Annotated in this window: 20 protein-coding genes and 1 riboswitch; of the genes, 8 read left to right on the top strand and 12 right to left on the bottom strand. The window is 65.0% G+C overall.

All coding sequences use genetic code 11. From position 1 onward, the window contains the following. The first annotated feature begins 15 nt into the window (after positions 1-15). On the top strand, positions 16-1,503 hold the full coding sequence (locus ACYOEI_RS14360) for a hypothetical protein (RefSeq protein WP_462850192.1): 1,488 nt from the start codon (positions 16-18) through the stop codon (positions 1,501-1,503). A gap of 268 nt (positions 1,504-1,771) precedes the next feature. Here the strand turns inward: ACYOEI_RS14360 and ACYOEI_RS14355 are convergent, their stop codons facing one another. The 3 genes from ACYOEI_RS14355 to ACYOEI_RS14345 all read right to left on the bottom strand — a co-directional run bounded on the left by ACYOEI_RS14355 (position 1,772) and on the right by ACYOEI_RS14345 (position 6,818). Further along, positions 1,772-2,320 (bottom strand): hypothetical protein, encoded by a 549-nt coding sequence (locus tag ACYOEI_RS14355; RefSeq protein ID WP_462850191.1) that lies wholly within the window; start codon positions 2,318-2,320, stop codon positions 1,772-1,774. 818 nt (positions 2,321-3,138) lie between these two features. Then, positions 3,139-5,265 carry an MGH1-like glycoside hydrolase domain-containing protein gene (locus ACYOEI_RS14350; RefSeq protein WP_462850190.1) on the bottom strand — a complete coding sequence of 709 codons (2,127 nt, stop codon included), beginning with the start codon at positions 5,263-5,265 and terminating at the stop codon, positions 3,139-3,141. A 122-nt stretch (positions 5,266-5,387) separates the two neighbouring features. Beyond that, positions 5,388-6,818 (bottom strand): leucine-rich repeat domain-containing protein, encoded by a 1,431-nt coding sequence (locus ACYOEI_RS14345; protein WP_462850189.1) that lies wholly within the window; start codon positions 6,816-6,818, stop codon positions 5,388-5,390. Positions 6,819-7,038: 220 nt separating this feature from the next. Here ACYOEI_RS14345 and ACYOEI_RS14340 point away from each other — a divergent pair, with 220 nt between their 5' ends. Next, positions 7,039-8,127: a hypothetical protein gene (locus ACYOEI_RS14340; protein ID WP_462850188.1), complete on the top strand. Its 1,089-nt coding sequence runs from the start codon at positions 7,039-7,041 to the stop codon at positions 8,125-8,127. A gap of 200 nt (positions 8,128-8,327) precedes the next feature. Here the strand turns inward: ACYOEI_RS14340 and ACYOEI_RS14335 are convergent, their stop codons facing one another. Then, a complete protein-coding gene (locus tag ACYOEI_RS14335; protein ID WP_462850187.1) occupies positions 8,328-9,110 on the bottom strand; it encodes a hypothetical protein in 783 nt (260 codons plus the stop codon). A gap of 424 nt (positions 9,111-9,534) precedes the next feature. Between ACYOEI_RS14335 and ACYOEI_RS14330 the strand changes: the two genes are divergently transcribed. Beyond that, complete coding sequence (locus ACYOEI_RS14330) at positions 9,535-10,353, top strand: hypothetical protein (RefSeq protein WP_462850186.1); 819 nt, start codon at positions 9,535-9,537, stop codon at positions 10,351-10,353. A 95-nt stretch (positions 10,354-10,448) separates the two neighbouring features. After that, positions 10,449-11,798 (top strand): DUF3386 family protein, encoded by a 1,350-nt coding sequence (locus tag ACYOEI_RS14325; protein ID WP_462850185.1) that lies wholly within the window; start codon positions 10,449-10,451, stop codon positions 11,796-11,798. 309 nt (positions 11,799-12,107) lie between these two features. Here ACYOEI_RS14325 and ACYOEI_RS14320 read toward each other — a convergent pair whose 3' ends face one another. From ACYOEI_RS14320 to ACYOEI_RS14305, 4 genes are all read right to left on the bottom strand, one after another. Then, positions 12,108-13,832 (bottom strand): hypothetical protein, encoded by a 1,725-nt coding sequence (locus ACYOEI_RS14320; RefSeq protein ID WP_462850184.1) that lies wholly within the window; start codon positions 13,830-13,832, stop codon positions 12,108-12,110. 332 nt (positions 13,833-14,164) lie between these two features. Beyond that, positions 14,165-15,007: a 3-deoxy-8-phosphooctulonate synthase gene (gene kdsA, locus ACYOEI_RS14315; protein WP_462850183.1), complete on the bottom strand. Its 843-nt coding sequence runs from the start codon at positions 15,005-15,007 to the stop codon at positions 14,165-14,167. 126 nt (positions 15,008-15,133) lie between these two features. Continuing rightward, positions 15,134-16,150: a diacylglycerol/lipid kinase family protein gene (locus tag ACYOEI_RS14310; protein WP_462850182.1), complete on the bottom strand. Its 1,017-nt coding sequence runs from the start codon at positions 16,148-16,150 to the stop codon at positions 15,134-15,136. A gap of 213 nt (positions 16,151-16,363) precedes the next feature. Further along, positions 16,364-16,948, bottom strand: coding sequence for a hypothetical protein (locus tag ACYOEI_RS14305; protein WP_462850181.1), 585 nt, complete (start codon positions 16,946-16,948; stop codon positions 16,364-16,366). A 324-nt stretch (positions 16,949-17,272) separates the two neighbouring features. On the opposite strand from ACYOEI_RS14305, the gene ACYOEI_RS14300 reads away from it, so the two are divergent. Next, a complete protein-coding gene (locus ACYOEI_RS14300) occupies positions 17,273-18,340 on the top strand; it encodes an isocitrate/isopropylmalate family dehydrogenase (RefSeq protein ID WP_462850180.1) in 1,068 nt (355 codons plus the stop codon). A gap of 112 nt (positions 18,341-18,452) precedes the next feature. Then, a riboswitch (cyclic di-AMP (ydaO/yuaA leader) is annotated at positions 18,453-18,598 on the top strand. A 126-nt stretch (positions 18,599-18,724) separates the two neighbouring features. After that, positions 18,725-20,743 (top strand): amino acid permease, encoded by a 2,019-nt coding sequence (locus ACYOEI_RS14295; protein ID WP_462850179.1) that lies wholly within the window; start codon positions 18,725-18,727, stop codon positions 20,741-20,743. Between the two features lie 479 nt (positions 20,744-21,222). Here the strand turns inward: ACYOEI_RS14295 and ACYOEI_RS14290 are convergent, their stop codons facing one another. The 3 genes from ACYOEI_RS14290 to ACYOEI_RS14280 all read right to left on the bottom strand — a co-directional run bounded on the left by ACYOEI_RS14290 (position 21,223) and on the right by ACYOEI_RS14280 (position 24,421). Then, complete coding sequence (locus tag ACYOEI_RS14290; protein ID WP_462850178.1) at positions 21,223-21,531, bottom strand: hypothetical protein; 309 nt, start codon at positions 21,529-21,531, stop codon at positions 21,223-21,225. 233 nt (positions 21,532-21,764) lie between these two features. Continuing rightward, positions 21,765-22,214 (bottom strand): hypothetical protein, encoded by a 450-nt coding sequence (locus tag ACYOEI_RS14285; protein ID WP_462850177.1) that lies wholly within the window; start codon positions 22,212-22,214, stop codon positions 21,765-21,767. 395 nt (positions 22,215-22,609) lie between these two features. Further along, entirely contained in the window at positions 22,610-24,421 is a 1,812-nt protein-coding gene (locus tag ACYOEI_RS14280; RefSeq protein ID WP_462850176.1) for a sialate O-acetylesterase, read from the bottom strand. Between the two features lie 540 nt (positions 24,422-24,961). Here ACYOEI_RS14280 and ACYOEI_RS14275 point away from each other — a divergent pair. Together ACYOEI_RS14275 and ACYOEI_RS14270 are read left to right on the top strand one after the other, a co-directional pair. Continuing rightward, positions 24,962-25,519, top strand: a complete 558-nt coding sequence (locus ACYOEI_RS14275; protein ID WP_462850175.1) for a hypothetical protein — start codon at positions 24,962-24,964, stop codon at positions 25,517-25,519. After that, positions 25,506-25,826 carry a transcriptional regulator gene (locus tag ACYOEI_RS14270; protein WP_462850174.1) on the top strand — a complete coding sequence of 107 codons (321 nt, stop codon included), beginning with the start codon at positions 25,506-25,508 and terminating at the stop codon, positions 25,824-25,826. Before ACYOEI_RS14275 ends, ACYOEI_RS14270 begins: the two co-directional genes overlap by 14 nt. Before the next feature lie 144 nt (positions 25,827-25,970). Here ACYOEI_RS14270 and sctB read toward each other — a convergent pair whose 3' ends face one another. Beyond that, entirely contained in the window at positions 25,971-26,555 is a 585-nt protein-coding gene (gene sctB, locus ACYOEI_RS14265) for a type III secretion system translocon subunit SctB (protein WP_462850173.1), read from the bottom strand. Between the last annotated feature and the right edge of the window lie 47 nt (positions 26,556-26,602).

Below are 26,602 nucleotides of genomic sequence, written 5' to 3'. Positions count from 1 at the left end.
GAAGGGGATTCGACGATGGACAAGCGGATCTTCGAGACCCTCGAGCCGGTGCGCCGGAGGCAGAGTCGCCTCCTGGTGCTGCGTTGGACCGCCTTAGGTTTGTTCGTGAGCTCTCTGTTAGGTATCGGACTCGGGGCCCTGCGATTGAAGGGGACCGACCCGCTCTCGCCGATCTGGTCGCTCTCGCTGCTGGCGGCCGGGCCTTTGGCCGGGGCCATCCTCGGGCTTCTCCGAGGCCGAAGCTGGAGCCTGGCGGCCTCGGCCGTCGACCGCCGCTACTCGTTGAAGGACCGGGTCGTCACGGCCCTCGAGTTCATCGATCGGCCCGGGTCCACCGCGCTGCACCAGCTCCAGTTGGCCGACGCCGAGCAGCACCTCGAAGTCGTCGACCCGCGTCGCGTGGTCCCGTTGCGGGCCCCCGCCCTCCTGCCCTGGGCCTCCGCCGCCTGCGTCCTGGCCCTGGCCCTCATCCTCTGGCCCCGCCCGAAGGCCGAGGCCCGTCCCGTCACCCCCCTCGAGTCCGTGGTCGCCGCGGCCGACGACGCCCTCATCAGCCTCGAAGAGCTCGAGAAGGCCGCCGAGACGCACAAGGACAAGGACCTCGAGAAGCTCGTCAAGCAGCTCCAGCAGAAGATCGAGGAGATGAAGCAACCGGGCGTCGACGTCCGCGAGGCGCTCGCCAAGCTCTCGGAGATGCAGACCGCCATCGCCGAGCAGCAGGCCATGTACAACGTCGGCCTCGTCGACTCGCAGATGAAGACCCTGGGCGAAGCCATGGCCTCGACCCAGGCCCTGGAGTCCGCCGGCAACGCGCTCCAGCAAGACAAGTACGCCAAGGCCGCCGAGGCCCTCGAACAGGCCGAGCCCAACTTCGAGCGCAAAGAGGCCAAGGCCCTCAAGGAGCAGTTGAAGAAGGCCTCCCAGGCGTCGGGCGAGGCCGGCCTCGGCGACCTCTCCGAATCCACTTCCGAGCTGGCCGAATCCCTCGACGACAGCCACTCGGCCCAATCCGCCCTCAAGAAGCTCGGCAAGCTCGCCCGCGCCCACGGGCGTCGCAAGCAGATCAACGACTTGTTGAAGCGGCAGGCCCAGAGCCTCTCGGAATGCAAGGGGAACTGCCAGAAGAACTCGACCCTGACGGGCCTGCTCCGCAAGAAGTCGACGAACCCGTCGAGCAACTGGGGCATGGCCACGAGCGGCAATGTCGACGGCGAGAAGACCACCCTCGGCGCCGGCCGCAAGCAAGACACGGTCAAGGGCCAGATGGGCGAAGGCCCCTCCGAGACCGAGACCACCCACTCCCCCGAAGGCCGCCAGGCCGCCGGACGCCAGTACCGCGAGCTCTACCAGAAGTACCGCCAGCGCACCGAGGCCGCCCTCAACAGCGAGCCCATCCCCCTCGGCCACCGCCAGACCATCCGCCGCTACTTCGAGCTGATCCGCCCCCAAGGCGACGAGGCCGAGAAGTCCGACGCCAAACCCTCGACACCTCCCGCCCAGTAACCAACCAGTCAGGGTGAACTTCCAAGGGCCGCGAGCTCACCACGAGCCCGCGGCCCATTTTTTAGCCACGGATTGAACACGGATGAAACACGGATAAGAAAAGGCAGATTTATCAACAGATGACGCAGATTGAGATTGACTTTATTTTCAATTTATACCTATCTTCGTCATCTGCTGATAGCTATTTTCTTCTTCTTATCCGTGTTTCATCCGTGTTCAATCCGTGGCTAAAAAATCCATCGATCCAGCCGATACTTTCATAGCATGGTCACCCGGCAAGGATGCGATGCATCCCGATCGCGACGGCCGCGGCGGTCAGGACGCTGAAGATGAGCACGACCACGCCGACCTTGCGCACGTTCTTCATCTGCCACCACAACAAAAACCCGGTGCTCCCCCAGCCGACCATCGAGAGGAACATCGCGTCGACCCCAATCGCCCAGAACCATCGTGCGTCGATGGCCGAGGGATAGTGGTGGGCTAGGTGGAGCCGGAGCAAATACCCGCGCGCCGACAGCGCCCCCGGCTCCTCCTCGGCCCGTCCCGAGACGCGCCCCGTCTGTGCGTTGTACGTCACTCTCCAGGTCTTCCCCTGCCCTTCCATCAGGAACGACAGGTCCGGGGCCGTCGTCCGCTCCACCACGCGATCGCCCGGGATCTTCAGCCGATCCAACAACGTCGGCAATGCCCGAGTCACCGGCTCCATCGGCGCGGGGCTCAGCTTGACCCCCGCCTTGGCCACGAATGGCGGGACCGCCGTGGCGGGCTTCGGCTGCGACCGTACCGTCCCCTCCCCCGTCTCGAGGTCGATCCGCACGACCTGCTCCTGCCCGACCGCCCGGACCGTGGCAAAGAACTCCCGCCCGAAACGAGCCTCCGGCTTCGCCGTGAGGCGATACCCCCGGCCTCCAACTTGGCCGCCGCATTCAGCGCCGCCACCACCCGCGAAGCCAGTTCCTCGGGCCGAAGGCGTTTCTCGAGCGAAGTCCCCGCCCACTCGATCGGGCCGAAGTGGATCAGCTTCGTGTCCGGGAAGGCCTCGAGATGGTTGAACAGGAACGCGATGATCCCATATAAGGAACACCCACGGGGTCATGGAGAGCCCCGCGTAAAGGTGGGCCCGGCGAACAAGCTTCATCGCGAGGATCGGCGTCATCCCAGTCGGCCAAGGGCAGGCGTCGGTCCTCAGGGGCGGCGACACCCAGGTCGCGTACTACCGGACGGTCCAAGGCCAGCACTTTCTGCTGGGATGGATCTTTGCCGAGTCGGAGACGGAACTGCTCGATTACTTCGAGGAGGTCCGAGGTTGCTCAGTCCCGGAAAGCGAGTTGGCTTGGCGGCACGCTGGTGGTAACGTCCTCCTCATGGACTCCGGCGATCGACATGGCAGTTGGCTGGTCGGACGGGCCGAATTCGTCCTTCCACGTGGGCGATATCAAGTCTTAACCTTTTACAGTAAAACAGACTCGAACTGCCTGGATTTCCACGAGCTTCGGCAACAGTCCTGACCTCGGGCCGCGATGCGCGTGCTGAGCATCGCGCACCGATCTGACGAATGAGTCATCGGCGAACTGACCGCACGTGCCTTCTCGTGTCGGGCTAAGGCGGCGCAAAGTCCCGAGAAAACCTATTTGCCTACCGCGAGCGAAGGATCGTCGGCTGCCCGACGGCTTGTCGAGTCCGACGCGGGCCTTCCTGAATCTCGTACGTCCCGCCATCGACGCGAATATCGAGCACGTGTCCTCGGAGTCGCAGGCCATTCAGTTCCATTTTCGGTGCGAAGGAGGCCGGGGTCGGGTTGATGCGCAAGTCGCCGTTGAATTCGGCCCGGACGCCGAACATGCCGAAGATGATGCACTGCGCGGCCGCGGCGGCGTCGATGGTGCATTGCAAGGGGGTATCCCGGCGGTATTGGATCTCGTTCGCCGCGAAGGAATCGCCCCAGTACGGCGTGCGCTCGCCCCACCACAGGATGCGTTTCAGGATGTCCGAGGACTCCCGAGGGTGGCCCGCCTTATAGAGCCGCTCGGCGACCTGCGCCGGGAATGCGGTGAAGCAGCCGCCGCCCCCGTTGTCGTAATCGACCGGGTCGTAGGCGAGGTCGGTCTTGGCCATGCTCTCCAGGCCATATTCGGCCATGAACTCGCGCTCGTCCCGGAGGTGGGTGAGCAAGCCGGCTTCCTGTTCGGCGTCGAGCACTTCGCTGCTGAAGAGCTTGAAGACCTGCACCGTGTATCGAAGGTCCTTACGCCCCTTGTCGTCCTGGAACGCGAACCATTTCGCTTTCTGGTCCCAAAGCTGCTGCTTCAAGACAGCCTTGAGCGCGCTGGCGCGTTCGCGAAGTGGCGGCATGGGTGTCCCCGCGAGCTCCGCCAACTCGGCCGCCCGCACGTAGCTGTCGTACCGCCTGCCGTTCAGGTCGGGCATGACGTGGTTGTACGGGATCCCGCGCCGCAACTCGAGGTGGCTGTTCGACGGCCCGTAGTCGATCAGACGGACCGGCTTTCCAGGGTCGTCGCCGAACAGTGCGTTGGCGACCGCGTGGTCCAGGATCGTCTTTCCATCCACAACTTCTTTCAAGAAAGCCAGATCCCCGGTGTGTTTCACGTAAAAGTAGATCAGACCGACGATCTTCTCCTGGTTGACCGGGTACCACGGTCCCCACGCCTTCCCCGTGATGGGTTCGAATGCGAAGTGCTTGGTAATGTCAACAGCCAGGAATTGTTTGATGTGGGATTTCGTGGCCTCGGGGTCATAAAGGGGAAAGATCTCCCAATTGCCTCCGAAGTCCCAGAGGTAATTGCCGACGCATCCGCCGTTGACGCTCCCGGTCGCGTAGTAAGGGTGCAGCGCGAACTCGGCGACGTCCCATCGGTTCATCAGCAGCGGGACCAGCGACCGGTTGTAGAACTGATCAAGAGCCTGGCTGCTCGATCGCAACCGGGGCAGCTTGGCGAACAGCCCGGCCAGCCGATCGGCATAGGCGGTGCGTGTCGCCTCCAACGCCCGTTCGGCCGCGGAGGCGATCTCGTCGCAAGCCGCCTTGGCTTCGGCCGAAGGGCCCATCGCAAATGCGACGTGAAGTTTCAATCGTCCGGAGGGCGGGACGATCATCGAGCCGGTGCCGGCCGGCCAGTCGATGCCCTGACTCGCGCGAACCACCACTGAAAGCCCCCCCTGCTCCAGCACGAGCGAGCCCCCCTCGACCTTCCGGGTGGTGGCCGTCCGGCTCTCCGGCGCGGCGAACAGCCACCCCGAGGCCCCGTGCGCGGTTTCCTTGTCAGCCGAATCCAGTGTGCCGGAGACGGTGATCGCAACGGGGATCGTGCGCGGGGCGTTACCGCGATTGATCAGCGTGATCTCCATGACCCCCGAACGGCCGCCGGGGATGAGCGCGGTCTCCGTCTCCACGGCGATCCCCTCCACCATCCCCGACCGCTCGACCAGGAACGGATGCCAGGTGTAACGATCCGTCGTTACTGGCTGTCCCAGCACTTTAACCTCGAGCTCGAAATCCGAGCTCACGTACGGAGGAGCCCACAAGCCCCGCACTCTCGAGACTTGGCGATAGGGAATACTCACCGCGAGCTTGCCGTTGACAATCCCGAAATGCCCTTCTTGAAGGATGTTTCGGGCGCCGTCGAGCGCAAAGGGGTCGGCCGGCACGTCCTGCCCGGAAACGAGTCCCGGCAACGCCATCGGCGTGACGAGTAGGAGAACTGCGGACATTGGCAGGGTGATGCGGCTCGCGTTCGATCTCATAGGTCACTCCAGTTCGGTGCCCGGCGATTTCGCTTGTGATCGACGGCAAGCACACCCGGCAAACCAATGCCATTTCGACAGATTTTCAAATAACCTAATGTTCACTAATTAATAATTTTCACTCAATGACCTTGCTTCGGCGAGTGTGTGGCGTCGTTCACACTGGCATTCAAGGCATCGAACGGCCTAACGACCGTCAAGGTGGGCCGGCTTCGCCCCAATCTCTTTGCCGAGGAGCTTTGGACCTGTGTTCCGGAGACGTCCAGGAACTGGAGCGTGGGGATGGCGGCCAGGAGGGTGAAGCCCGCGTCGCTGAGGTTGGACCCGTTGAGGTTGAGCGTGGCGAGGGCGGGGAGTTTGGTGAGGGCATAGGCCCCCGAGTCGCCGACCTGGGTCCGGCGCAGGCTGAGCGTGGTCAGCCCGCCGAGGGCGGGCAGGTGGGAGAGGCCGGCATCGTCCACAAGAGTGTTGTCGAGGTTCAGCGTCGCCAGCTTGCTCATCGCTTTCAAGTCGGCGAGGCCGGCGCCTCGAACTCGGGTGCCGCCGAGGTCGAGGTCGGCGAGTTGAATAAGGGCGGCGAGGGATGAGAGGCCCTTGTCGTCGACGGCCGTCTGGTGGAGGTCGAGGGCGGTGAGGAGGGTCAGCCGGCGGAGGGGGGCGAGGGCCGTCCGGCCGATCTTGGTCTTGGCGAGGCTCAAGGTCTGGAGTCGGGTGAGGCCGGAGAGGCTGGCGAGGCCGACGTCGCTGATTGACGTCGCTTCAAGATTCAAGGTGGTGAGGGCAATTCGATTGGAGAGGAAGGCGAGGCCTGCGTCGGTTAAGGGAGTGCGTGAAAGGTCGAGGGATTGGATTTGACGAAGGGACTCGAGGTGGGCGAAGCCCTTGCCCTGGATCCGGGTGTGGGCAAGTTCGAGGGTCTGGAGGTTCGTCAGGCGTTTCAGGTGGGAAAGCCCCGCGTCGGTGATGCCCGTGTCGGACAGGGCCAGTCGCCGGAGTTGGGGCAGCGAGGCCAGGTGGGCGAGTCCTTCGTCGGTGATCTCGGTGTTGGAGAGGTCGAGATCCTGGAGGGAGGAGAGGGACTCGAGGTGGGCCAGGCCCTCGTCGCCGACCTCGGTGTTGGCGAGGTTCAACATGCGGAGGCGGTCGAGGGAGGAAAGGACGGAAAGGTCGGCATCGGAAACCGACGAGCTTTCGAGGGAGAGCGTCGTGAGGCTGCGGAGCGAGCCGAGGGAGGCGAGTTTCTGCGGACTCAACGACGTCGACCCGGTGAAGTCGGCCCCTTCGATATCCGGAGGGGAGAATCGGGCGAGGCGACTATCCAGCCAGGCTCGGGCACGCGACCAGTAGCCGGGCGGCTGGATCGTCGTGGCTGACGATGCGTAGCTGACCTGGCCTCCCGACGACTGGATGTCCGCGATGGCGCGCTCCCGGCGCTGCGTGCGATTGACGAAGAAGCCCATGACCAGGGCCACGAGCAGGACGATCAGGGCGAGGCGCCGCACGCTGACCGCGAAGCGACGCGCCCTGGCGGGTTTCGGGAGGCGGGCCGTCATTCGAGTAACTTCCTGACTTGTGGAAGTGGCGTGCCGTTGCCCTGTCATGACTATCCGCTCAAGGCCCTCCTTCCGTCAAGGCGAGAGAGACGGGCCCGGCGAGGACTCCTGAGCCGTGCGGCCCTCAAGTCATGCCGATTGGTCCGGTTTGTGCGAGGATAACTCCTGGGGGAGTTGTCTCAGGAGAACTCCTCGACCCTCGGCACCTGGAGCAAGACACATGGCGACCTTACACCGCCAATGGTTGACCCCTGGCTTCGTCTTCCTGGCGTCCGGGGCTGGCCTTTGGAGCCCCTTGGCGTCGGCGCAGGCGGGGCTTGACGACCCCCCGCCGCTGGAAGCACCGATCACCCAGCCGGAACCGCCGCAACCGCCCCGCCCCCATCCGGAGGGGAACGAGTCGAAGGCCGAGCTTTCGCACGAGGCGTTCCTGCCTCCCACGACCCGGGCCCGAGCGATGCGGGCCCCGATGTCGCCCCCGCCTCCTCCCGACGAGCGTCCGACGGAGGACTCGCCGGATCCTCGAGCGGCGTGGGTCCCGGGATACTGGTCCTGGGATCAGCCCAGGAACGACTTCGTCTGGGTTGGAGGGGTCTGGCAAGTCCCGCCCCGGGACTCGATCTGGGTCGGGGGGCGTTGGATGCGCGACGCGGTCGGCTGGTATCGCGTCCCCGGCTCATGGGGACGTCGCCAGGTGTCCTCGACGGTCGGTCGCCTCGATTGGCGGAAGGCCGGCCCGCCGGCCGAGCACCCCGAAGATGTCCCGGGACCGGCGCCCGGCCCGGATTACTTCCTCGTCGCCGGCCATTATGCGGTCGACGGCAACGGCCTCGTCTGGAAATCCTCCTTCTGGGCTCGCGTGCAGGACGGCTGGGACTGGGTCCCGGCCCGTTGGGTCCGACGCTCGGGCGGTTGGGGATATCGCGCAGGTTACTGGACTCGTGAGTCGGACATGGACCTGGCTGGTCGGCAAGGGCCCGCCCGTCCTGACGCCGACGCGGACCTCCCGCCCACGGACCTCGACCCGCTGCCGGATGACCGCGCCGGGGTTCCTCCTCGCGACTTGCTCTCCGAAGCCGAAGGGGCCCCTCGGACGTCACCCGACGACCCGGGTGTGGCGCCTCCCCTCGTGATCGTCCCAAGAGGCGGGCGATACCGCGGCCCCTTGCCTCCGATGGGCTTCGTCAACGGCGTCCCCATGCGGGTCATCCGCCCACCGGGATCCTATCCTTACGGGCCCGCGGGCGTGGTCGTCCCCGACGCCGTCCCCCCGTTCGTTCAGCGCCTCCTCGATCGAGTTCTGCCCTGACGAATGAGGGGGAAGAATGCTTCCGAAACCCTTCTGACGCCGTCAACGCCGACGCCCCCTCCTGGAATGTCGTTGCTGACTTCCTCAGAAACCCGATGTTTAAGAAAATATCGGGTTTCGGGATCGAGGCTCAACGAGCGAAATGCCTTCCTTCAGGAACATGCCTTTATGGTGAAGCTTTCATTCCGCTTCCCCGTTGATCAGCCTCGCTGGTTCGGAGGATAGACGACGCGGACGGGCTCTTTGCGGTGGCGTTGATCGCGGGTGAGGGCGCCGCCGAGGCGGCGGTCGAGGGCCTCGATGGCGGCGTCGAGGACGCCTCGGGCGGTGTCGAGGTGGCGAGGGCGGAGGGCGTAGGGGTCGCGGGGGAGGCCGGTCTTCGGGTAGTTCAAGCCTGCGGGGGAGATGGCCAGGCCGGGCGGGATGAGGTGGGACTCGAGCGGCTCGTAGGCGGCGTCGCGTTGGGGCGACCGGTAGTACGCGCGTCGCGAGGCGGCGACGCCGGGGTAGGTCCAGGAGGTCCGCAACTCCAGCAGCTCGGTAAATTGCGGCCAGGGGGGGAGGTCGGGGTCGAAGGAGCCGGTGGGGCCGTCGGCGATGATCGCGGGGAGGAGTCGCCAGGCGTCGACGAGCGGCAAGGGGCGTTCGGAGTCGGCGATCATCGCGGTCAGCTCGGGCCGGCCCAATTCCACGGCCGCCTGGTGCACCAAGGCCTCGGCGCTGGCGACGTAAAGGAGGAGCGCCCCTCGGGCCAGGCGACTCGCCTCGCTCTCGGAACGGGCCAGCCGGAGCTGGCTCTGCGTGTGGAACTGGAGCGCGTCCTGATAGAGGCAGTGGAACGGGCTGATCACCGTCTCGATCACCCACCCGTATGCTCCCGGATCGGCGTCCGCCCGATTCGAGAGGCGGCCGCGGTCGGCGACGGCGGGGTTGGCGCCCGAACGCAGCGGCCCCTTCCCTTGATCTCCTTCAGGCATGTTCATCCCGCCCCCGTCTTCGGCGACGAACCCTTCCCGCGCGTCACAAGCGGCCCGGCTCGGCGTCCTGATTGATAGCCCCCGCGAAAGATGTTTCCGAGTTTACCACAGGTGTCCATGGGCGTGCATCGGGTCAGTCCCGATCGGACACCGCGCCGATCCCATCTTCGCGGGATCCACATTCTTACAATTTTTCAATAAGATCCGGCGGACGAATCCACGCCCCAGGCCCTGCGATAAGGGCGAGGCCGGCCGTCGTCGGTTTCATCACCGAGGCCGGACTCCCGCCCGAACCGCTCGGCGAAAGCCGAACGCCCGAAATCATCGGCCGATTTTCATGCACAACCTATGAGTCGCACGGAATACCGCCCGCTCGTCGTCACGAGCCTCCAAATGGGGCAGCCCGTGCCGACCGTCGAGGAGTTTACCCATGAACCGCCTGTGGATGCTCGCCGCGGGGTCACTTCTCTTCGCGTCCTTCGGCTGCGATTCGATCGCGGCGAAGCCCTCTCCGCTCGAGGCCCAATCCTGGTACTCCGCCGATCCCTCGGAGGATGGGGCCGCCCCCGAGGTCGACCCATCGGGGTCCACCGGGGAGACGGACCGCGACCGCGACTTCACGCTCCGACTCCGAAAACATCCGAGCAAGCTCATCCGGAAGGCCGACGTCGAACTCGAGACGCAAGGCCGGCTCCGGGTCGTGCTGGACTCGAAGGTCGAGCCCGAGGATGCCCTCGGGCTCTGTAAGGACTTATTGGACGGATCCTCGCGCTGCTTCCCCGACCGGAGGATCGTCCTCACCCTGCTCGGGCCGTCGAACGAGCCGATCCTCCAGGCACACTACCGCCCCTGGCACGGCATCCGCCATCGGATCATCCCAGAGACGACGACTCCCCCCAACGACGGCCCCTCCGTGCCCTCCGGGACGACCAGCCCCCTGGCCAGGTCGGGGGCGACGGAGTCCGACGTCACGTTCGCGGAGGCGATCAACCTGCACAGCGAGATCCTCTTGCAGAACATCCAGGCGGACCTCGAGCACCACGGGAGGCTCTGGTTCAGCGTGCCGAGCGGCGTGGCGTCGGATCGTGTCCTGCCGGTGGTCAAGCACATCCTCGCCGACGCCCGGGCGAGGTTCCCCGGGCGCGTGATCAAGGTCACGGTCTTCGACTCCGAGGGCGAACGGATCGGCCAGGCGACCTTCGACCTCGCGGAGCAACTGGCCTGGACTCCGACCACAAAGGCCATTTGAATCGTCGCGAGCCTTTCCAAACCTCCTCGCGCGGTGCTAAAACGGACCGGCGGCAACGCGTCCCAAAGCCCCCCCCGCGAGGAGGATTCCGTCCCATGACTCTCCGCCGTTGGCTCGTGCTGTCCCTGGTCGTCATCGGGCTGTCGAGTAATGAAGCGAAGGCCCACTTCCTGTTCATCAAGATCAGCCCGATGGCGGAGTCGGGCCGGTCGGCCGAAGTGTTCTTCAGCGAGCTGGCCGAGGCCGGCGACCCCCGATTCGTCGCCAAGATCGCCGGCACGAAGCTCTGGGCCCAATCCACGCCCGGCAAATTCGAGCCCCTCCAGGTCCGACAAGGCACCGACCGGCTCCGCGCCCTGGTCCCGGCCTCGGGGAGCGTCTCGGTGATCGGTGCCTGCGAGTATGGGGTCCTGGCCCGCCCGAACGAGACCCCGTTCCTCCTCCGCCACTACCCCAAGGCGATCGCGGGACGCGCCGAGGATTTGAACCAATTCGTCCCCCGGCCGGAGATCCCGCTTGAGATCGTGGCGAAGCTCGAGCAGGGACGCATCCAACTCCTCGTCCTCCAGGAGGGCAAACCCCTCCCGAAGGCGATGCTGCACGCGGTCGACTCCGACCTCACGGAGACGAAGCTCACCACCGGGGACGACGGCACCACGACCTGGACACCCCCCTCCCCCAGCCGGTACTCGGTCTATACCGACCGCACGGTGAAGCAGGCCGGCGAGCTCGGGGGCAAGTCCTACGAGGTCATCCGCGAGTTCGCCACGATCGCCTTCGCCTGGCCGCTCGAACGGCCGAAGGTCGACCCCGAGGCCGTCTCCCTGTTCGAGGACGCCCTGTCCGCTCGGGTCCAGTGGAAGGACTTCCCCGGCTTCACCTCGCAGGTTGCCGGCGAAGTCGACGGCCGAGCCTACTCGGGCAAGGCGACCGTCCGGGCCGATGGTTCCGTCGACGTCCAGGTGGACGACCCCGTCGCGCGCCCCTGGCTCGAGGACCAGCTCCGCTCGATCGCGATGCACAGGCTTCCCGAGCCTGTCGACCCCTCGACCCCGAAGCCCGTGCTCCGCTTCGCCGACGACGAGGACGCACACCCCCTCGGACGCCTTTTGGCCTTCGAGGGTGGCCGGTTCGCCTCGAGCTACCGGATCAAGGACCAGCAGATCATGGTGGTCAACCGCCAGATCGGCGACCGGAACGTGACCATCACCGTCATCGACAACGAACGCAACCGAGACGGGCAATACCTGCCGAGGAGCTACTCGGTCCAGTACTGGGACACGAAGTCAGGCAAGCTCGACCACGTCGAGACGATCCAGGAACGTTGGCAACGCGTCGGCAATTGGGATCTCCCGACCTCGCACACGTCGACGATCACCTCCGACGCGGGCCTCTCCGTCCGCACGGTCACACTCTCGGAGTCTTCGCCGCTCGAGTCGAAGTAATTACCCTTCGACATAAGATCCGCAAGACACTCGTCGTCCCCAACCATCCTCCTCGGTGGGTGGGGCACTCTTGCCCCGCGGCTCTCGACTCGGCTTGAGCAGTAAAGGCGGGGCAGGAGTGCCCCGCCTACGGGGGGATGGGCGAGTCAAGGGTGGTTCCGATCGAGACGCCTCTCGCTGATGCGGGCCCGAAGCGCGAGCGAGTGAACCCTCTCGCATCGAATCGAAGAGGATTCACTCGCTGGCGATTCGGGCTTGTAAGGGGACACCCGAACCCTCCGAAAGAGCCCGGGTCTCCCCATTCCGGCTTCAGAACGGGTTCATGGGGCCCGTCGGCAGTTGGACCGGGGCGGGTTCGGAGGCGGAGGCCGCCGGGGGAGGAGGCAGGGGGACGGGAGGTCGGGCGGTCGGGTTCTGCCAGACCAACTCCCGGGCGAGCACGAGATTGCCGTGATATTGGGGGGTGGGGTTGTACTCGGAGTAGTAGGCGATCGCCTGCGACAGCTCGCCCTTGGCCTCGTGGAGGAAGGCGAGGTTGGTCGACGCCCCCCAGCGGAACATATTGTAATACGTTTGCCCGGGGCCGGGGGCGTGGAGGAAGCGCAAGGTCTCACCGAAGAAGAACGACGCCTGCTTGGTGTTGTTCTGCTCGAGGTGGCAGAGCGCCAGGAAGTAGGTGGCGTGGTGGTGGAGGGCTTCCTGCTCCTCGGGGGTGATCTTCGTGACCCCGTCCATCTGGAGCGGGCTCTCGTCGATCCGGAAGGTCATGTAGTCGTTGACGGCCTCGGACATCTCGCCGCGCAACTGCTTGATCCGGGCGTAGAGCAGCGGATACTTCGAGTCGTAGAGGTGGAGCGCCACCTGGGTCGCCTGGACGAAGCGGGCGTCGGTGAAGAGGCGGTTGAGGACCGTGATCGGCATGGGCCAGAGGACGACGTCGCCCGCATGCGCACCGAGGGCCTTGACGAACTGGTCGCGCTGCTCGGCCGCGTCGCGGAAGAGGACCGTCCGATTCTTGCCGACCAGGCTCTCCTGGAGCAGGTACATCCGGGGAGAGAGGTAGCCCGGGCTCGAGTCGATCGCGATGCCGATCTTGCTCGGGCTCCCGTTCAGGAGCTCTCGGGTGACGCGGTAGGGCGACTGGCCCGGCAGGTCGAGCCGGTTGAGCACGCGAGGATCGGCGAGGGCTTCGTCGAGCGTGGCGACGCCCGTGCCGTCGGCCTTGGGGATCGCGAGGCCGATCCGGGCATCGAAGAGGTAGATCTTCTGTTCGATCAAGACGCCGCAGATCCAGGGGATCGGCTCTTTCTCGTCGGCGGGCGTATAGGTGATCAGGCCCACATCGATGCCCAACTGCCGGCAGAGGGACATGAAGAGCCAGCCCCGCTCCGACCAGTATCCTCCCGCCTCGGTCGCCAGCCCGCGCAAGAGGACGTCATAAGGCCGGGCCTGCGCCTGGCCGATCCCGGGGACGGCCAGCGAATTGGGCGGGATGAGCTGGACCTGGCGGACGGTCCAGTCGAACACGCGGCGGACCCTGGTCAAGTCGTCGCCGTTGCCGCCGATCCGGATGGCGATGCCGTGGTACAGCATGCAGTCCTCGAGATGCCGGGCATCCGGCATCTCGAACGACTGGCTTTCGAAGCCCTTCAGCGCGTCGGGTGACAACTGCTTGGCGAGGAACTCGCGAGAGGCCGGCTTGAGCAAGTAGTCCTGCGGCGGTGTCCCCTCGAAATAGTTATTGAGCTTGCCGGTCGCTTGTTTGAAGTTATCGCCGCCGGGCTTCAGGGCAGCCGTCTGGATGAGGTTGATCACACTCTTGATGATGACCGGCTTCATCTGCGAATCCGACTCGCCCGCGCCGGACGAGTAGGAGGCCGTCAGTCCTTCGTCCGAAGTCTCTCCGACGCTCGAAGAGGATCCGGTCGTTGGGGTGATGGCCCGAGGGGGCGGCGTGGTGGGCGCATAGTTGCAGCCGGCCAGCGTCGAGGCGAGGCCAAAGAGCAGACTCCAAGGACGGACGCGCCGTTTCAAAGGGGCAACTCCTGATAATCCGTCGGAGAGAGGGAATCCAAGGCCGTCGTTCAACAGTGGACGACGCCTCCGCCTGGCCCGCGACGATGGGTGAAGAAAAGAAGGAGGTTCGAGGATGGATCTCGAGGACACCGCGGAATTTCCGACCCCCCTATTCTGCGAATTGGGGCCGGGCGCGGCGAGGCCATTGCCGGTCTCGGCGGTCATTTTTCCTGAGATACGCTCCGAAGGACGCGTCGGTTCGATCGGCCCAGGAAGAAAGCGAAGCGGGACGTCCCCGGGCGATCACCCGGGACGTCGGCCAGTTGCGGGGGCGGGATGCGGTGCGGGGTTCAGCAACCCGAGGTTTCGATCGCCTCCCGGATGCGGAGGCAGGTGCGGAGCAAGCCGGGGAGGTCGTCGAGCCGGAGGGCGTTCGGGCCGTCGGAGAGGGCTTCGTCGGGGCGGGGGTGGACTTCCAGGAAGAGGGCGTCGCAGCCGGTAGCCACGGCCGCCTTGGTCAGATACGGGACCATCTCGCGTTCGCCGGAGGTCACGGTGCCCCCGGCGCCGGCGCTCGGGAGTTGGACCGAGTGGGTGGCGTCGAAGACGACGGGGGCGCCCGTCGCCTGCATCAGGGGGATTGCCCGGAAGTCGTTGACGAGCCGGCCGTAGCCGAACGTCGTCCCACGCTCGGTGAGGAGGATCCCCGCGTCGCTCTGGGAAGCGACCTTGGCGACCACATTCGACATGTCCCAGGGGGCCATGAACTGCCCCTTCTTCACGTTCAGAGGCCGCCCGGTCGCCGCCGCCGCCTCGAGGAGGTCGGTCTGCCTCGCGAGGAAGGCGGGGATCTGCAAAAGATCGACGACCTCGGCGATCGGCGCCGCCTGGTGGCTCTCGTGGACGTCGGTCGTCACCGGCAGGCCGGTCTCGGCCTTGACCCGCTCGAAGACTCTCAGCCCTTCCTCGAGCCCAGGGCCCCGGAAGCTCGACTTCGACGTGCGGTTAGCCTTGTCGAAGGACGCCTTGAAGACCAGGGGGACCCCCAGCTCGGCACTGATCTCGGCGAGTCGACGCGCGATGACCAGGGTGAGGTCGTTCGGCTCCATGACGCAAGGGCCGCAGATCAAGGCCAGCGGGCGTCCTCGGCCGATCGTCGTCGGCCCGATGGAAACGGGGTTCAACACGGCCATGCTCTAGTCCCTTCCCTTCCTTGGGGGGGAGGAGGACGAGACAAGACGCGTCGCCCCTCCGCAATCGCCCGGCCCGATCTTATCGCAGGGCGACAGGGCTGACGACCCGAACCGCATCGAGCCGGCTCAGGCGCAGGGCACCATGACGTCGATCGCGCGAGGTAGGACCTCGATCGTCCAGGTCCCTTCGGGCCGGGACGGCGACGCGACGTATCCTCCGGGATCCCCGTCGAGCTGGACCGGGACTCGCTCGGCCGAGGAAATCTCCACGCGGCGGACCTTGCGATGGTAGATGCCGGGACGATCGAGGTGGAGGCCGCGGACGACCATCCAGAGGTAGTGGAGCGATCGCAACGGGCCGGCGTCGCGGAAGACGACAAGGTCGAGCCAGCCGTCGTCCCCCTTCGCCGAAGGGGCAAATGGCAATCCTAGAGCGTATCGGGGCAGGTTGAAGAGGAAGGCGGTGGCCCCGACCAGCGTCTCCTCGGCCCCCGGATCGGCGATCGAGAGGGTCAGGGACGGGAACCGATAGGAAAAGCTCGAACGGAGGACCGACTCGACATAGGCGCTCCGATTCGTCGGCCGAGGCACCCCCGCCTGACCGATCCGGGTCAGGTGGTGCCTCGTGACGACATCGGCATCGAACCCGATCCCCGCCATCAGGGTGAATCGCCGAGTCCCGGTGTCGCCCAGGTCGATCCGGGCGACCTTCCCTTCCGCGATGGTCGCGGCCAGGTGCGCAGGCGTCCCGTTCAACCCGAAATGGCGGGCGAACAGGTTTTCGGTCCCCGCGGGGAGGACCGTGATCGGGACCTTCGGGTGCTCATTGACCAGGGCCGCGACGGTGCCGTCGCCCCCGGCGGCAACCAGGCAACGGCACCTCGGATCTCGAGAAGACTCGTCGACCAGGGCCGCCCGTTCGTCCAGGCTCCAGGCGACGCGAGCCTCCAGCCCCCGACGCTCGAGCTCGTGGACGAGGCGTTCCACGCGTCGTTTTCCTTTTCCACGACCGGAGCCCGGGTTGGCCGCAATCCCGACCCAGGGTTGTTCGAGCGTGGGGATCTTCGAGGGGGTTGGCGACGGGGCGGATGCCCGGGATCCGATCCAGCCGGCTCTCCATCGTCTTCCGGAACCCTCGGTCATCCTGGAACCTTTGGACAAGTGTCAAAGATGTATCCGCACGCGGAGGATCGTGCATTCTGGCACGATCCTCAGAATCGCGTCAATGCCAGTAAAAATTTGATGAAGAGATTCGCAAGATATGGTGGAACGCCCTCCGAACACATCAGGGCGCAAGCAAAACCCCGCGCCGAATGACGCGGGGCCTCTTTGATTGACAGCTCCCGGATGATCCGCTCAGCGCGTCACAGGGCTGAGGAGCGAGGCCGAGCGAGCCGGGGGGGTAGAGCCACCCCGGAGCAGGCGTTCGACCAGCTTGCGGTTCGCATCGAGGGTGCTCTTGAACTCCTCGCGGAGCTTGGAGAGTTGATCCATCAGTTGGTTCGTCTCGCCTTTGAGCCTCTCGACGTCGGCGAGGGCGGCTCCCTTGGCCTTCTCTTCTTCCTGGGCCTCGGTCTTGCGATGCTCGCGGGTCGACTCCGCGCTGGCGAGGGCGGCCTTCAGCGTGTCGAGTTGGACGTCGACGGCGGTCTTGATCTGGGTCGTCTCGGCCCGGGCACGCTCGATCTCCGCGAGCTTCGAGCGGATCACCACATGATTCGTCTCGGCCGTCGACTGGGCCAAGGCGATCTGGTCCTTCAATCCATGGCTCATCGCCTCGTTATCGGCAACCTGCTTTTCGAGCGTCTTGATGTTGCCCTCGAGCTTCTTAAGCGCCATGGTCCACTCGGTATTGAGGTTGGCCACGGAAGCGACGAGGATGATCCAGATGGGCAAGACCAGCAGAACCAGGACGACCAAAACTTTCCCGGCGGTGGACATCGGAGCTCTCCTGCGGGCGGGAAATCGGGGGAACACCCTCACGCCGCTCCGGCGAGACGGCGATTCGAGTCGGGGAGATCGAAAACCGACCGGACGCGCGTCGGCGCAGGATATCCCAATATAACTCGCGAAATGGCGAGCCGCCAAGCGAGTGGAACGGTTTGGCGACGGATCGGACCGATTCCGACGAGCGAGGCACGTTTGACGGCCTTCGGGGGGGATCCCTACAATCAAGGACCCTCCCATATCCCGGAAGGTCCCGTCGGCCATCTCCTTTGACTTGATGGCGGTAAGCGGACTGAGCGTGAAAGGCCCTTCTGTACCATGCGTCCGACGTATCAGGTCACCGAATTGCTGGGCGACGGGATTGGCCCGGAGCTGTCGAAGGCGATCCACACCCTGGCCGATTCGCTCCCGATCCGCCTCGAATTCATCCCCGTCGACCTGTCCCTCGAGAACCGGAGAGCCCGCGGCAGGGCGGTCTATGACGAGGCCGTCGAGAAGGTCGGCACAACTCTCGTCGCGCTCAAGCACCCGACCGTCACGGCCGAAGAAAGCCCGAACGCCGTGCTCAGGCGTCGCCTCGACCTCTCGGTGATCCATCGCCCCGTCTATACCATCCCCGGCGTCCCGACCAACTTCCGACGCGAGCTCGACCTGGACATCGTCCGAATCGCCACGGGCGGCACCTACGACGACCCCGGCCGCCTGATCGGCGACGACGGTGCCGTCAGCCTGCGCATCGTCGAGAAGCGTCCCGTCCGCGAGGCCGCCCGCTACGCGTTCACCCTCGCGCGGCGCACGGGCAACAAGCGGGTCACGAGCGCGTCGAAATACACGATCCAGAAGGCGACCGACGGCCTCTTCGAGAGCGTCGTCAAAGAAGTCGCCGGTCAGTTCCCCGAGGTCCCGCACAACACCGAGCTCTTCGACGCCCTGCTCGGCAAGGTGATCATGGTGCCGGAGAAGTTCCAGATCGTGCTCGTCCTGAACGAGTACGGCGACTTCCTCTCCGACATGGCCTGCGGCCTCGCCGGCTCGCTCGGCATCGGCGCGAGCGCGAACCTCGCGTTCGACCCCGCGGCGGTCGTCCGAGTCGCCCTCTTCGACGCCGCCCACGGCACCGCCCCCGACATCGCCGGCAAAAACCTCGCGAACCCGACGGCGATCTTCCTCGCGCTCTCGATGCTCCTCTACCAGGTCGGCGAGACCGACCTCGGCCGAACCGTCCGGACGGCGACCCTCGACCTGCTCCGCGATGGGGTCTGCACCCGAGACCTCGGAGGCCAGGAGTCGACCGATTCGTTCACCGCCGCCGTGGCCGCCGAGATCGCGAAGCGGTCCGCCCCCGCCAGCTCGGAGGACGGAGTTTCTCCCCCCCAAACTCCGTGACGATTCCGATAAACAAGCGAATCTACAAGATCGAGGTAGCCTCGCGGCGTCTCTTGACGTTGGCATCGAGGTTGCTTTTAATTCACCTCGCTTTTGTTCCCGGGGGACCTGATCCGTGCTAGCGCCGAATCCCACCGACATTCGGGGGAACGGGGGAACCACTCAATTATTGGGGCGAATCGCGGCATGACTCTCGCGACGGGGCACCTCCGGCTCCGAGCCCGACAGCTAACCTCGTAGGCGTCCGAGGGGACTTTCCCGCCGGCCGATCTCTCGGTCGGCGATTCCCGGCTTCGTCAAGCCGGCCCCACTTGCACTCTGAAGACTCCCCGGTACGAACCGAATCCGGTTCGCTCGATGCTCGGGAAGGAAATGACGGTCGACATGTTGACCACTGGGGAACGTCCGCGCGAATTGCACTGGTATCACGCCGGGCCGATGCTCTTCGGCGACTGGGGCACCAGCCGACTCTACGTCCTCGGACTTGCGTTCGCCTTCACCGGACGGTCGTCGTTCTGGCACATCGTCGCGATGTGCGCGTTGATGATCGGCGTCGGTTGGAGCTACGAGATCATCTGCCGCCTCTTCCCCGACGGCGGCGGCGTCTACTCGTCGGCGCAGCGTCGGTCGCAGCTCCTGGCCGTGATCGGGGGACTGCTCCTCTGCGCCGACTACGTCGTCACGGCCTCGATGTCGTGCCTCGACGGGTTCCACTACCTCGGCGTCCACGAGTTGAGGTTCCTCGGCTTTCCGCTCGACGCCGTCTTCGCGGCCCTCACGATCATCGTCATCGGCCTGCTGAACCAGTTCGGCCCGACCAAGACCGGGACGATCGCCATGCTCGTGGCGGTCGCGACGATCATCCTGACGCTCATCATCGGCATCGCCTGTCTGCCGCACGTCTCGCAGATGCGGGTCGAGTCGCCGTTCAACAAGGGGATGTGGACCTCCTGGGTCGGCTTCACCGAGATTGTCCTCGCCCTCTCAGGGGTCGAGGCAGTCGCCAACATGACCGGGATCATGGTCCAGCCGGTGGAGAAGACCGCAAGGCGGGCGATCCTGCCGGTCCTCACCGAGATCGTGATCCTGAACCTGATCCTCGCGGCGGCAATGAACGCCCTCCCCGACTCGGTCCTCTACGAACGCGGCCCGACCGGCGACCTCCTCCACACCGGCGACATGCTCAAGGTGATCGCCGCACGATACGTCGGGCCGATCTTCGCCGCCGTCAGCTCGATCGTCTTCGCGATCCTGCTCTTCTCGGCGGTGAACACCGCGCTCGTCGGCGTCGTCTCGATCCAGTTCATGCTCTCACGCGACAAGGAGCTACCGAAGGCCTTCGGCGGCCTGAACCGCTACGGGATGCCGATCCTCCCCCTGGTCGTCGGGACGGCCATCCCGGCGCTGGTGGTCCTGCTCTTTCCCAACGTTGAGAAGCTCTCCGGCCTGTACGCCATCGGCGTCGTCGGCGCGATCTCGATCAACCTCGCGACGACCTCGACGAACAAGGAGCTCGCCCTCAAGACTTGGGAACGAGTGTTCATGATGAGCCTAACGGTCATCATGATCTGCATCGGGATCACGATCTGCATCGTCAAGCCGCACGCCCGAAGCTTCGCACTCCTCGTGCTGGTCACGGGGCTCGCCGCCAGAATCGCCACGGTCGTGACCAACCGCGCCGTGCCGATCGCCAAGTCGACGCGCAACGCCTACCTCGCATTCGCAGTCGCCGCGGTGATCGTCGAGTTGGGCCTCTCGCTGACCCTCGGCGAATCGACGCAGGTCCTCTACCGCCACGAAATCCCGGGGGCGGGCCCGGTCGTCATCCGGATGGCCGACTTCGGCTTCTTGCTCATGCTCGGGGTGGCCACCACCACCGGCTACGCGAGCTACCGCACCCAGTCTTACCGCGCCGCGCTCATCGCCGCCGAGCACTCGGCCCCGACCGCCCCGAAACGCCCCCTGATGATCCAGGCCGGCGCCTATACCGCGAAGGAACGGATCATGGTCGCCACCCAGGGGAACCCGAGGCTGATCGAATTCGCCCTCAAGGAATGCAAGAACCGGCAGGCCGAGCTCGACATCCTGTTCATCCGCCACCTCGCGGTGACGCCAATGGGCCCCACGACCCCACCCAAGCTCGACGAAGACGAGCAGGCCCTGGCGCTCTTCGACCGGCTCCGCGAAAACGCGAAGACCGTCGGCGTCCCGCTCCGGCTCCTCTACGGGGTCGCGCGAGACATCCCCGACGCCATCCTCGACATGGCCGTCACCCACGGCGCCGACCTGCTACTACTCGGCACGACCCGACGCGGAACCCTCTGGAAGGCCATGAAGGGAGACGTCATCCAGGCCGTCGCCGAACAACTCCCCGAGAACATCGATCTCCTGATCCACGCCTGACCCATGCGTGACGACTTCGCCCGGCCGTGTTCCGGGCGAGGTTGCACCATGACCTCGAAACATCTCTCGGCGAAAATGTCGCCCGCTCGGGCGAGAAATCGATGAGTGAGTGGAGCGAAGGTGGGAGTGGATGGTTCGAGTTCGGCGTGCTCGCCGCTTAGATCGGATCACGCTCGGGTTGCATCCACCAAGACAGTGCCCGCCGCACGACATCTTACAAGCCCGAAGCGCCAGCGAGTGAATCTCGTCGCAAGAAAATCAGGGAAGATTCACTCGCTGGCGCTTCGAGCCTGTATCAAAGAGATCCCACTCGAAGGGTCTGTGCCCTGAACCGCGCCTCGACTCGAACAAACAAGGAACGCGTTGACGTTGTCGCGCCCTCAACGAATCGCGCCTGAGGTATGGGCATCAACGAAACAAGCCCCACCCGAGCGGAAGACCGCCACGGGCAGGGCCGTCGTGATCAAGTCCCGAGGTTCTCAACGCTTGATCGTCTGGTAGGCGGGCGATTTCCCGACTCCAATCGGGCCGACCAAGGCCCCCGAAGGACGCCGGGCCGATTTGTCCATCCCTGCCCGGACCAGCTCGAGGTTCGCGAACAAGCGGCGCCGCTCTCTCAGACCGAGGACCAGCCCACCGACGAGGAACATCTCGACCGCCAGCACCGCGGGAATCATCGGCAGGAACGCCGAAGTTTGCCCCAGAGACTGCGTCCAAGTCCCGCTCATGAGGAGAGGGAAGGCCAGGATCAGCCCGACGAAGACACGCTGAACCCATAGCTTTCGCATCGCGAGGACTTGCTCCTTTCCGGAAGGACCTCCTGTCCTGGATGTTGTCGCCGATTTGGGGTGTGTCACCCACTACTATAGGATATGTTTTCCCAAAGACGTTAGAAAAAATAAAGATTCACGGTATACTCCGTGAAGCTACGTCCGAATTCTTTGTCTTAGCACGACTTACACCGAGCCGGCGATCGTGATAGCCGCCCCCGCGCCATCCTCAGGCGGGGCGACGCCCGGTACTATGGGTATCGAACATCGTCCGCATCGTCTTCAGCGTACCCTCCGTATTTTTTCTCATCAGCCCACTCTTCCAGATTCCCTTCAGAATTCCCTATCTCCGTCGTTTTTTCGAGTTCGGGGGCACCGAGGCGTCGGAGGAGTCGCCCCCACTTCCGAGGGAGACGGGGTCGGCCGAATTCGCCAAGGTGCGGGGCGAATTGCGGCCAGGTCAGGACGGTCAGGCACGTCGAGCCCTGGGCGATCGCCACGAAAGGCCGTCCTCGATGCAACGCCAGCAGGGCCACCGCGTCGTTCCGGGCATTGCGGCCAAGCCGTCGCGTCCGACTCAAGGCCGCACGCAAATCACGCTCGGCGTCGCCCGGCTCGACCCCGAACCGCTCGACGAACCGTTCCAGCGCATGCCGGGTCAGGCGTCCGGCGCTGAAATCACGCTGTCCCGCGGGAGCCATCGCCGTCTCGACATCTGTTAATTTTAAACGTCATCCCATTTTTCCGATCACAATCCGCGGTCGCAACCTTGACGAATAACGATGGCACGACATTGAGCCAAGATCAGCCAAGGATGGGCCCAGGAGAAAAGGCGGCGAGCCTATCCGCAGATGACACAGATAGACGCAGATTAGAATGTCGAATATCTTCAATTCCATCTGCGACGATCTGCGTCATCTGCGGACAAGCTTCACTCTCCTTAGTTTAGCCCAGTGTCGGGTCATTGATGACAATCGATCCAGACAGACTCGTAAGCAAGATCCCTGAACCCGCGCTTCGACAAAGATGGCCGCCCGGACAACCCAGATGGGGGCTGCCCGGGCCATTTGCGACGAACCGAATCCGGTCACTGACTTCACTTGAGGTCGTCGAGCGGGATCGGGCCGAACACGGGGACGGCCATATCCAGCGCGTCGGTCAGGTTGCAGAACGGGTCGAGCCCGTGGCCGTACCAGAGTTGGGCCCCGGGCGGGACCTTGCCGGTCAGCTTGAGGACCACGGTGTCGTTCGACAGTCCGACGGCCGCGTCGAAGATGAGCGGGATCTCGCTCCCGTCCTCCTTGCGGATCGAGAAGCCCGCGATGTGCCGGGCCGGGTGGAGCCCCTGGAGCGGTTGCCCGGGGGCCTGCCCGAGGCCGATCGAGCCGTCGACGATTCGGCCCTGCCCACGACCAGCCATCCCCATCCCCATTCCGGGTCGGGCCGGGGCGCGATTGACCCCCTTGAACTTGATCACCAGGGAGCTTTCCCCCCGCTTGTTCACCCGGTCGAAGGTGGGGGTGGTGGCGCCAACCTGGCCGTAGATCTCGCGGAGGGCGATCTGCGCGAGGCGGTTTCCGAGCCGCTTCAGGCCGGGCGTGCCGACGTGGATCAGGTCGTCGAGCTCGAGGTCGACGGCGGCGACGACCGCCGTGTTCGCCACGCGGTCCGGGATCTGGCGCTCGGCGTCCTGGACGGCGTTCCAGCCCTTCGGGTCATTGCCGTTGACGAATCGGCCGATCTGCACGAGGTAGAACGGGAGGTCGGGCTGGCCGAGGTCCTCGCGGACGGCGGCGATGAAGTCGGCGAAGACCTTGGGATACACGGCCGCCGCGCCCCCCATGGCGTCGCTCTCGCCCTGATACCAGAGGACCCCTCGGGCCTTCCCTCCGGCGAGCTTGACCTGGCGGAGCATCGAGCCGTAAAGGCTACTCCCCCCCTCCCCCTTCTTCGCCGGGTTCCACTGCTCCATGCTCGTCCCGCCGTGAGCACAGGCGACGAGCCCGATCGGGATGTTCGTCGCCGACGCCAGCGCCACCCCGAACGGCAACCCAAGGCCCGCCCCCTTCGTCCGAGTCTTGTGGAACGACACCGAGCGTGACGCCCGGTCGTCCGGGTTCCCCGAGTGGACCAGGTCCGGCGAGTCGACCAGCCAGTGGAGCGGCTCCTCGGCCTTCCCCCACACGCCGTCCATCCCCAGGAGCTGCACGCGGTCGGACGGGGGCGTGACGTCGATCAGATCCCCGACCCCTTCCATGTTCGACTGGCCCGCCAGGATCCAGAGGTCCCCGACGAAGACCGGCGCGACCCCCATCGTCATGGAAGCCCCTCCGGCGAAGGCTCCGGCCGACTTATCGTTCTTCAGGACGATGTTGACCGAGTAAGGCCCACCCGTCGGGACGTTGCGAAGCTTACCGTCCCGATACGTGACCCCAACCAGCCCCGGGTTCGGCGAAGGGAACCCGCCCCTGTTGCCGACCGTACTGAGCGTGACGCTGACGACCGACTCGGGATTGATCCCTTCTCCCAGGACGACCTCGATGTCCGCCCGTCCCTCATCGTTCTGCTGGTAGACCCGCCCAGCGACCGGCTCCTGAATGGGAGTGGTCTTCTTGGGCTTGGCCTCCTCCTTTGGCTTCGGAGCCTCGGGCTTCGGCTCCTCCTCCTTCGGCTTCGGAGCCTCGGGCTTCGGCTCCTCCTCCTTCGGCTTCGGAGCCTCGGGCTTCGGCTCCTCCTTGGGCTTGGGCTCGTCCTTCTTCGGCTCAGCCTCCTTCTCCTTGGCAGGTTCCTGACCCATCGCCCTCGATTCGACGATCGCCGAGAAGAGCGACGACGAAAGGACGATGCCCGATCCCAGCAAGAGCGCCGTGGTCGCATGCCGGAGGCGTGTGGAAAGGCGGAAAATCATCGAGGTTGCGTCTCCTTTGGGAGGCTCTCCATCTCACGGGCCGGGCTCGGGGCACCGGCGCCTGCGGCTCAAACCGCTCGCCCCTCATCCTAAGGCGAGCGCCGAGAGGGTGAAAGGGCTTCGATCCGCTCGCAAACGCCGTTTGGGGTCAACACCTCTCCTTCTTTTCGACCGCTGTACTAATTGTGATCCCTGGAGTTTCAGCCGGATGTCACCCCGAAAAAACTAGAAACTAGTTCTGACCCCACATGAATACATCACAACCAGAATAGAAGACCAGTAGTGATCTGCTCGATGACGGCCTGACTTTCCGTTCCTGTGCCCCCCACCGGCCCGTCGGTCGCCTAGACGCAGTTCGGCTCGGTTGAAGCCGCAACGAGACACTCTTGACAACCCCATGGCAGGCCCTATACTCAAGAACGTTGAGTCCTCAACAAATTTGAGTAACGAGGTTCGCATTGGGGGCAAGTCATGCCGGACGACGAAGTCGGTCGCCTCAGAGATGATCTCGCTGTGATTCGGAGCGCGATGGGGCTGCACATGCCCTTCGGTAGGGGGACGTTGGCTGTGGGCATCCTCCTGACGACCACGGCGACCGTTGCGGCGGTCGTCAGCCTGCTCATCGAACGGGACTTGGTGCAACTGGCCTTGCCCGCTGCGGTCATGGTACCGGTCCTGGTCGGGTTGTTCCTGCGATCCCGCCGCGTTCCTGCCCTCGACCACGAGGTCGTGACCCAAGTCGCGGTATCGATCAGCATCTACGGCGTCGTGTGGGTCGCCGCATCGGGGTATCTGATCGCGGGCATTGCCGGCCACTCCATAGCGACGTCACGGACGGCCGCACTGCATGCGTGCAGCGTCGGTCTGCTCCTCAGCTTCTCCTTGATCCTTGTCCGTTCCGCTCTCAAGAGCAGGCAGCGGTACTACTGCCTTGGCCTTGCCCTCTCGACCCTGCTTGCCGGGATGCTGCTCCCGATCCTCGACTGGCATTTCAGCTATCCCGTCGCCCATGGCCTGATGGCCATGGGTTACCTCGCGGGCGTCGCGATCCAGTCGGCGCAACTGCGGGAGGCGGTGGGGAGCCATGCAACCGATTGACTTCAATGGGATCGATACCACCGTTCACGGCCCCTTGCGACTGGGTGTGCTGACGGCACTCCAGCTCGATGGCCCTCACGACTTCACCGCCCTGAAGAAGAGGTTGGGCGTGGCCGATGGGAGCCTGGGACTGCAACTCCAAAAGCTGGAAGAAGCGGAATACGTCAGGGCCGAGAAGTCCTTCGTCGGCCGTCGCCCGAGAACGACCTACCTTCTAACCAAGAAGGGAAGAGAGGCCCTCGCCGGCTATCTCGACACCCTTCAGCAGCTCTTGGACGCGATGGGGCGTGCCTCCGGAGAGGGCTGAATGCACTCGACCGCTGCCGCTTTCTGTATGGCTGCTCGCATTCTTCGGGGCACATGAGAGGCTCGGATGAGCCTATCAGGAGTCGAGAAGTGAATTTGTGGGAATGGCGGCAAGTCGATCTTGCCGGGCTCACACCCGCTAGGGTCACCCTCTCGTAATGGTTTCCAGCGTTGCCCTTTGGGCCGCGACCAGTTGAGCCATGCGGTCTCTCACCTCTTGCATCGTCGCCTCCATGTTCTGCGTCAAGTTCGGTAAGGCTCGAGGCTCGACCTTCGAGAGGTCCCGGCTTGTCTTCCCCATGTGGTGATCCAGCTGGGCCAAGGCGTAGTCGAACTCAATCGGGGGAGTGTGCTTTAGGTGCTCGGTTCGAATCAGTTGGGCAGAGTGCCGGATGTTCACCATGCCGCTGGCGATGGGAGTTACCCCCGAAACGATCCCTGAGGCGAGCGACAAGTTCGCAGCCTCCCGCATTTTGGCAACTTGCTGATCGATCGCGTTGTTCTGAGCTTCCCTCGCTATTTCGCGGGCCTCGCGAGCCGTTGCTCTTTGCGACTGCGCTACCTGGTGGAAAAGCACCATGATCGCGTAGACGTCTTCGAGTAAGGCGGACCGGTCCGTTGCAAGCGATTCCAGGATTGGGCCGCTCACGCCGCTCGGAGCCAGGCGAGGTTCGATGTTTTCGACGCTCGGAGTCAGGCAGGAAGAGCGGCGGATCGGCATGGCGGGCATGGCTCCATCGTCGACACGCATCCATGCTGTCATATCGCGGCCGTTTG

It is taken from the genome of Singulisphaera rosea, assembly GCF_054877945.1.
Note: the sequence above shows the minus strand (reverse complement) of the source record. Positions and strands in the feature narration are given on the sequence as shown.

Bases quoted from the DNA above. Each gene is read 5' to 3' on its own strand.
- kdsA (WP_462850183.1), bottom strand. From the start codon at position 15,007: ATGGCCGTGTTGAACCCCGTTTCCATCGGGCCGACGACGATCGGCCGA.
- ACYOEI_RS14280 (WP_462850176.1), bottom strand. From the start codon at position 24,421: ATGATTTTCCGCCTTTCCACACGCCTCCGGCATGCGACCACGGCGCTC.
- ACYOEI_RS14300 (WP_462850180.1), top strand. From the start codon at position 17,273: ATGCGTCCGACGTATCAGGTCACCGAATTGCTGGGCGACGGGATTGGC.
- ACYOEI_RS14270 (WP_462850174.1), top strand. From the start codon at position 25,506: ATGCAACCGATTGACTTCAATGGGATCGATACCACCGTTCACGGCCCC.
- ACYOEI_RS14290 (WP_462850178.1), bottom strand. From the start codon at position 21,531: ATGCGAAAGCTATGGGTTCAGCGTGTCTTCGTCGGGCTGATCCTGGCC.
- ACYOEI_RS14340 (WP_462850188.1), top strand. From the start codon at position 7,039: ATGGCGACCTTACACCGCCAATGGTTGACCCCTGGCTTCGTCTTCCTG.
- ACYOEI_RS14285 (WP_462850177.1), bottom strand. From the start codon at position 22,214: ATGGCTCCCGCGGGACAGCGTGATTTCAGCGCCGGACGCCTGACCCGG.
- ACYOEI_RS14350 (WP_462850190.1), bottom strand. From the start codon at position 5,265: ATGAGATCGAACGCGAGCCGCATCACCCTGCCAATGTCCGCAGTTCTC.
- ACYOEI_RS14325 (WP_462850185.1), top strand. From the start codon at position 10,449: ATGACTCTCCGCCGTTGGCTCGTGCTGTCCCTGGTCGTCATCGGGCTG.
- ACYOEI_RS14335 (WP_462850187.1), bottom strand. From the start codon at position 9,110: ATGAACATGCCTGAAGGAGATCAAGGGAAGGGGCCGCTGCGTTCGGGC.
- ACYOEI_RS14360 (WP_462850192.1), top strand. From the start codon at position 16: ATGGACAAGCGGATCTTCGAGACCCTCGAGCCGGTGCGCCGGAGGCAG.
- ACYOEI_RS14305 (WP_462850181.1), bottom strand. From the start codon at position 16,948: ATGTCCACCGCCGGGAAAGTTTTGGTCGTCCTGGTTCTGCTGGTCTTG.
- ACYOEI_RS14275 (WP_462850175.1), top strand. From the start codon at position 24,962: ATGCCCTTCGGTAGGGGGACGTTGGCTGTGGGCATCCTCCTGACGACC.
- ACYOEI_RS14330 (WP_462850186.1), top strand. From the start codon at position 9,535: ATGAACCGCCTGTGGATGCTCGCCGCGGGGTCACTTCTCTTCGCGTCC.
- ACYOEI_RS14345 (WP_462850189.1), bottom strand. From the start codon at position 6,818: ATGACGGCCCGCCTCCCGAAACCCGCCAGGGCGCGTCGCTTCGCGGTC.
- ACYOEI_RS14310 (WP_462850182.1), bottom strand. From the start codon at position 16,150: ATGACCGAGGGTTCCGGAAGACGATGGAGAGCCGGCTGGATCGGATCC.
- sctB (WP_462850173.1), bottom strand. From the start codon at position 26,555: ATGCCCGCCATGCCGATCCGCCGCTCTTCCTGCCTGACTCCGAGCGTC.
- ACYOEI_RS14295 (WP_462850179.1), top strand. From the start codon at position 18,725: ATGTTGACCACTGGGGAACGTCCGCGCGAATTGCACTGGTATCACGCC.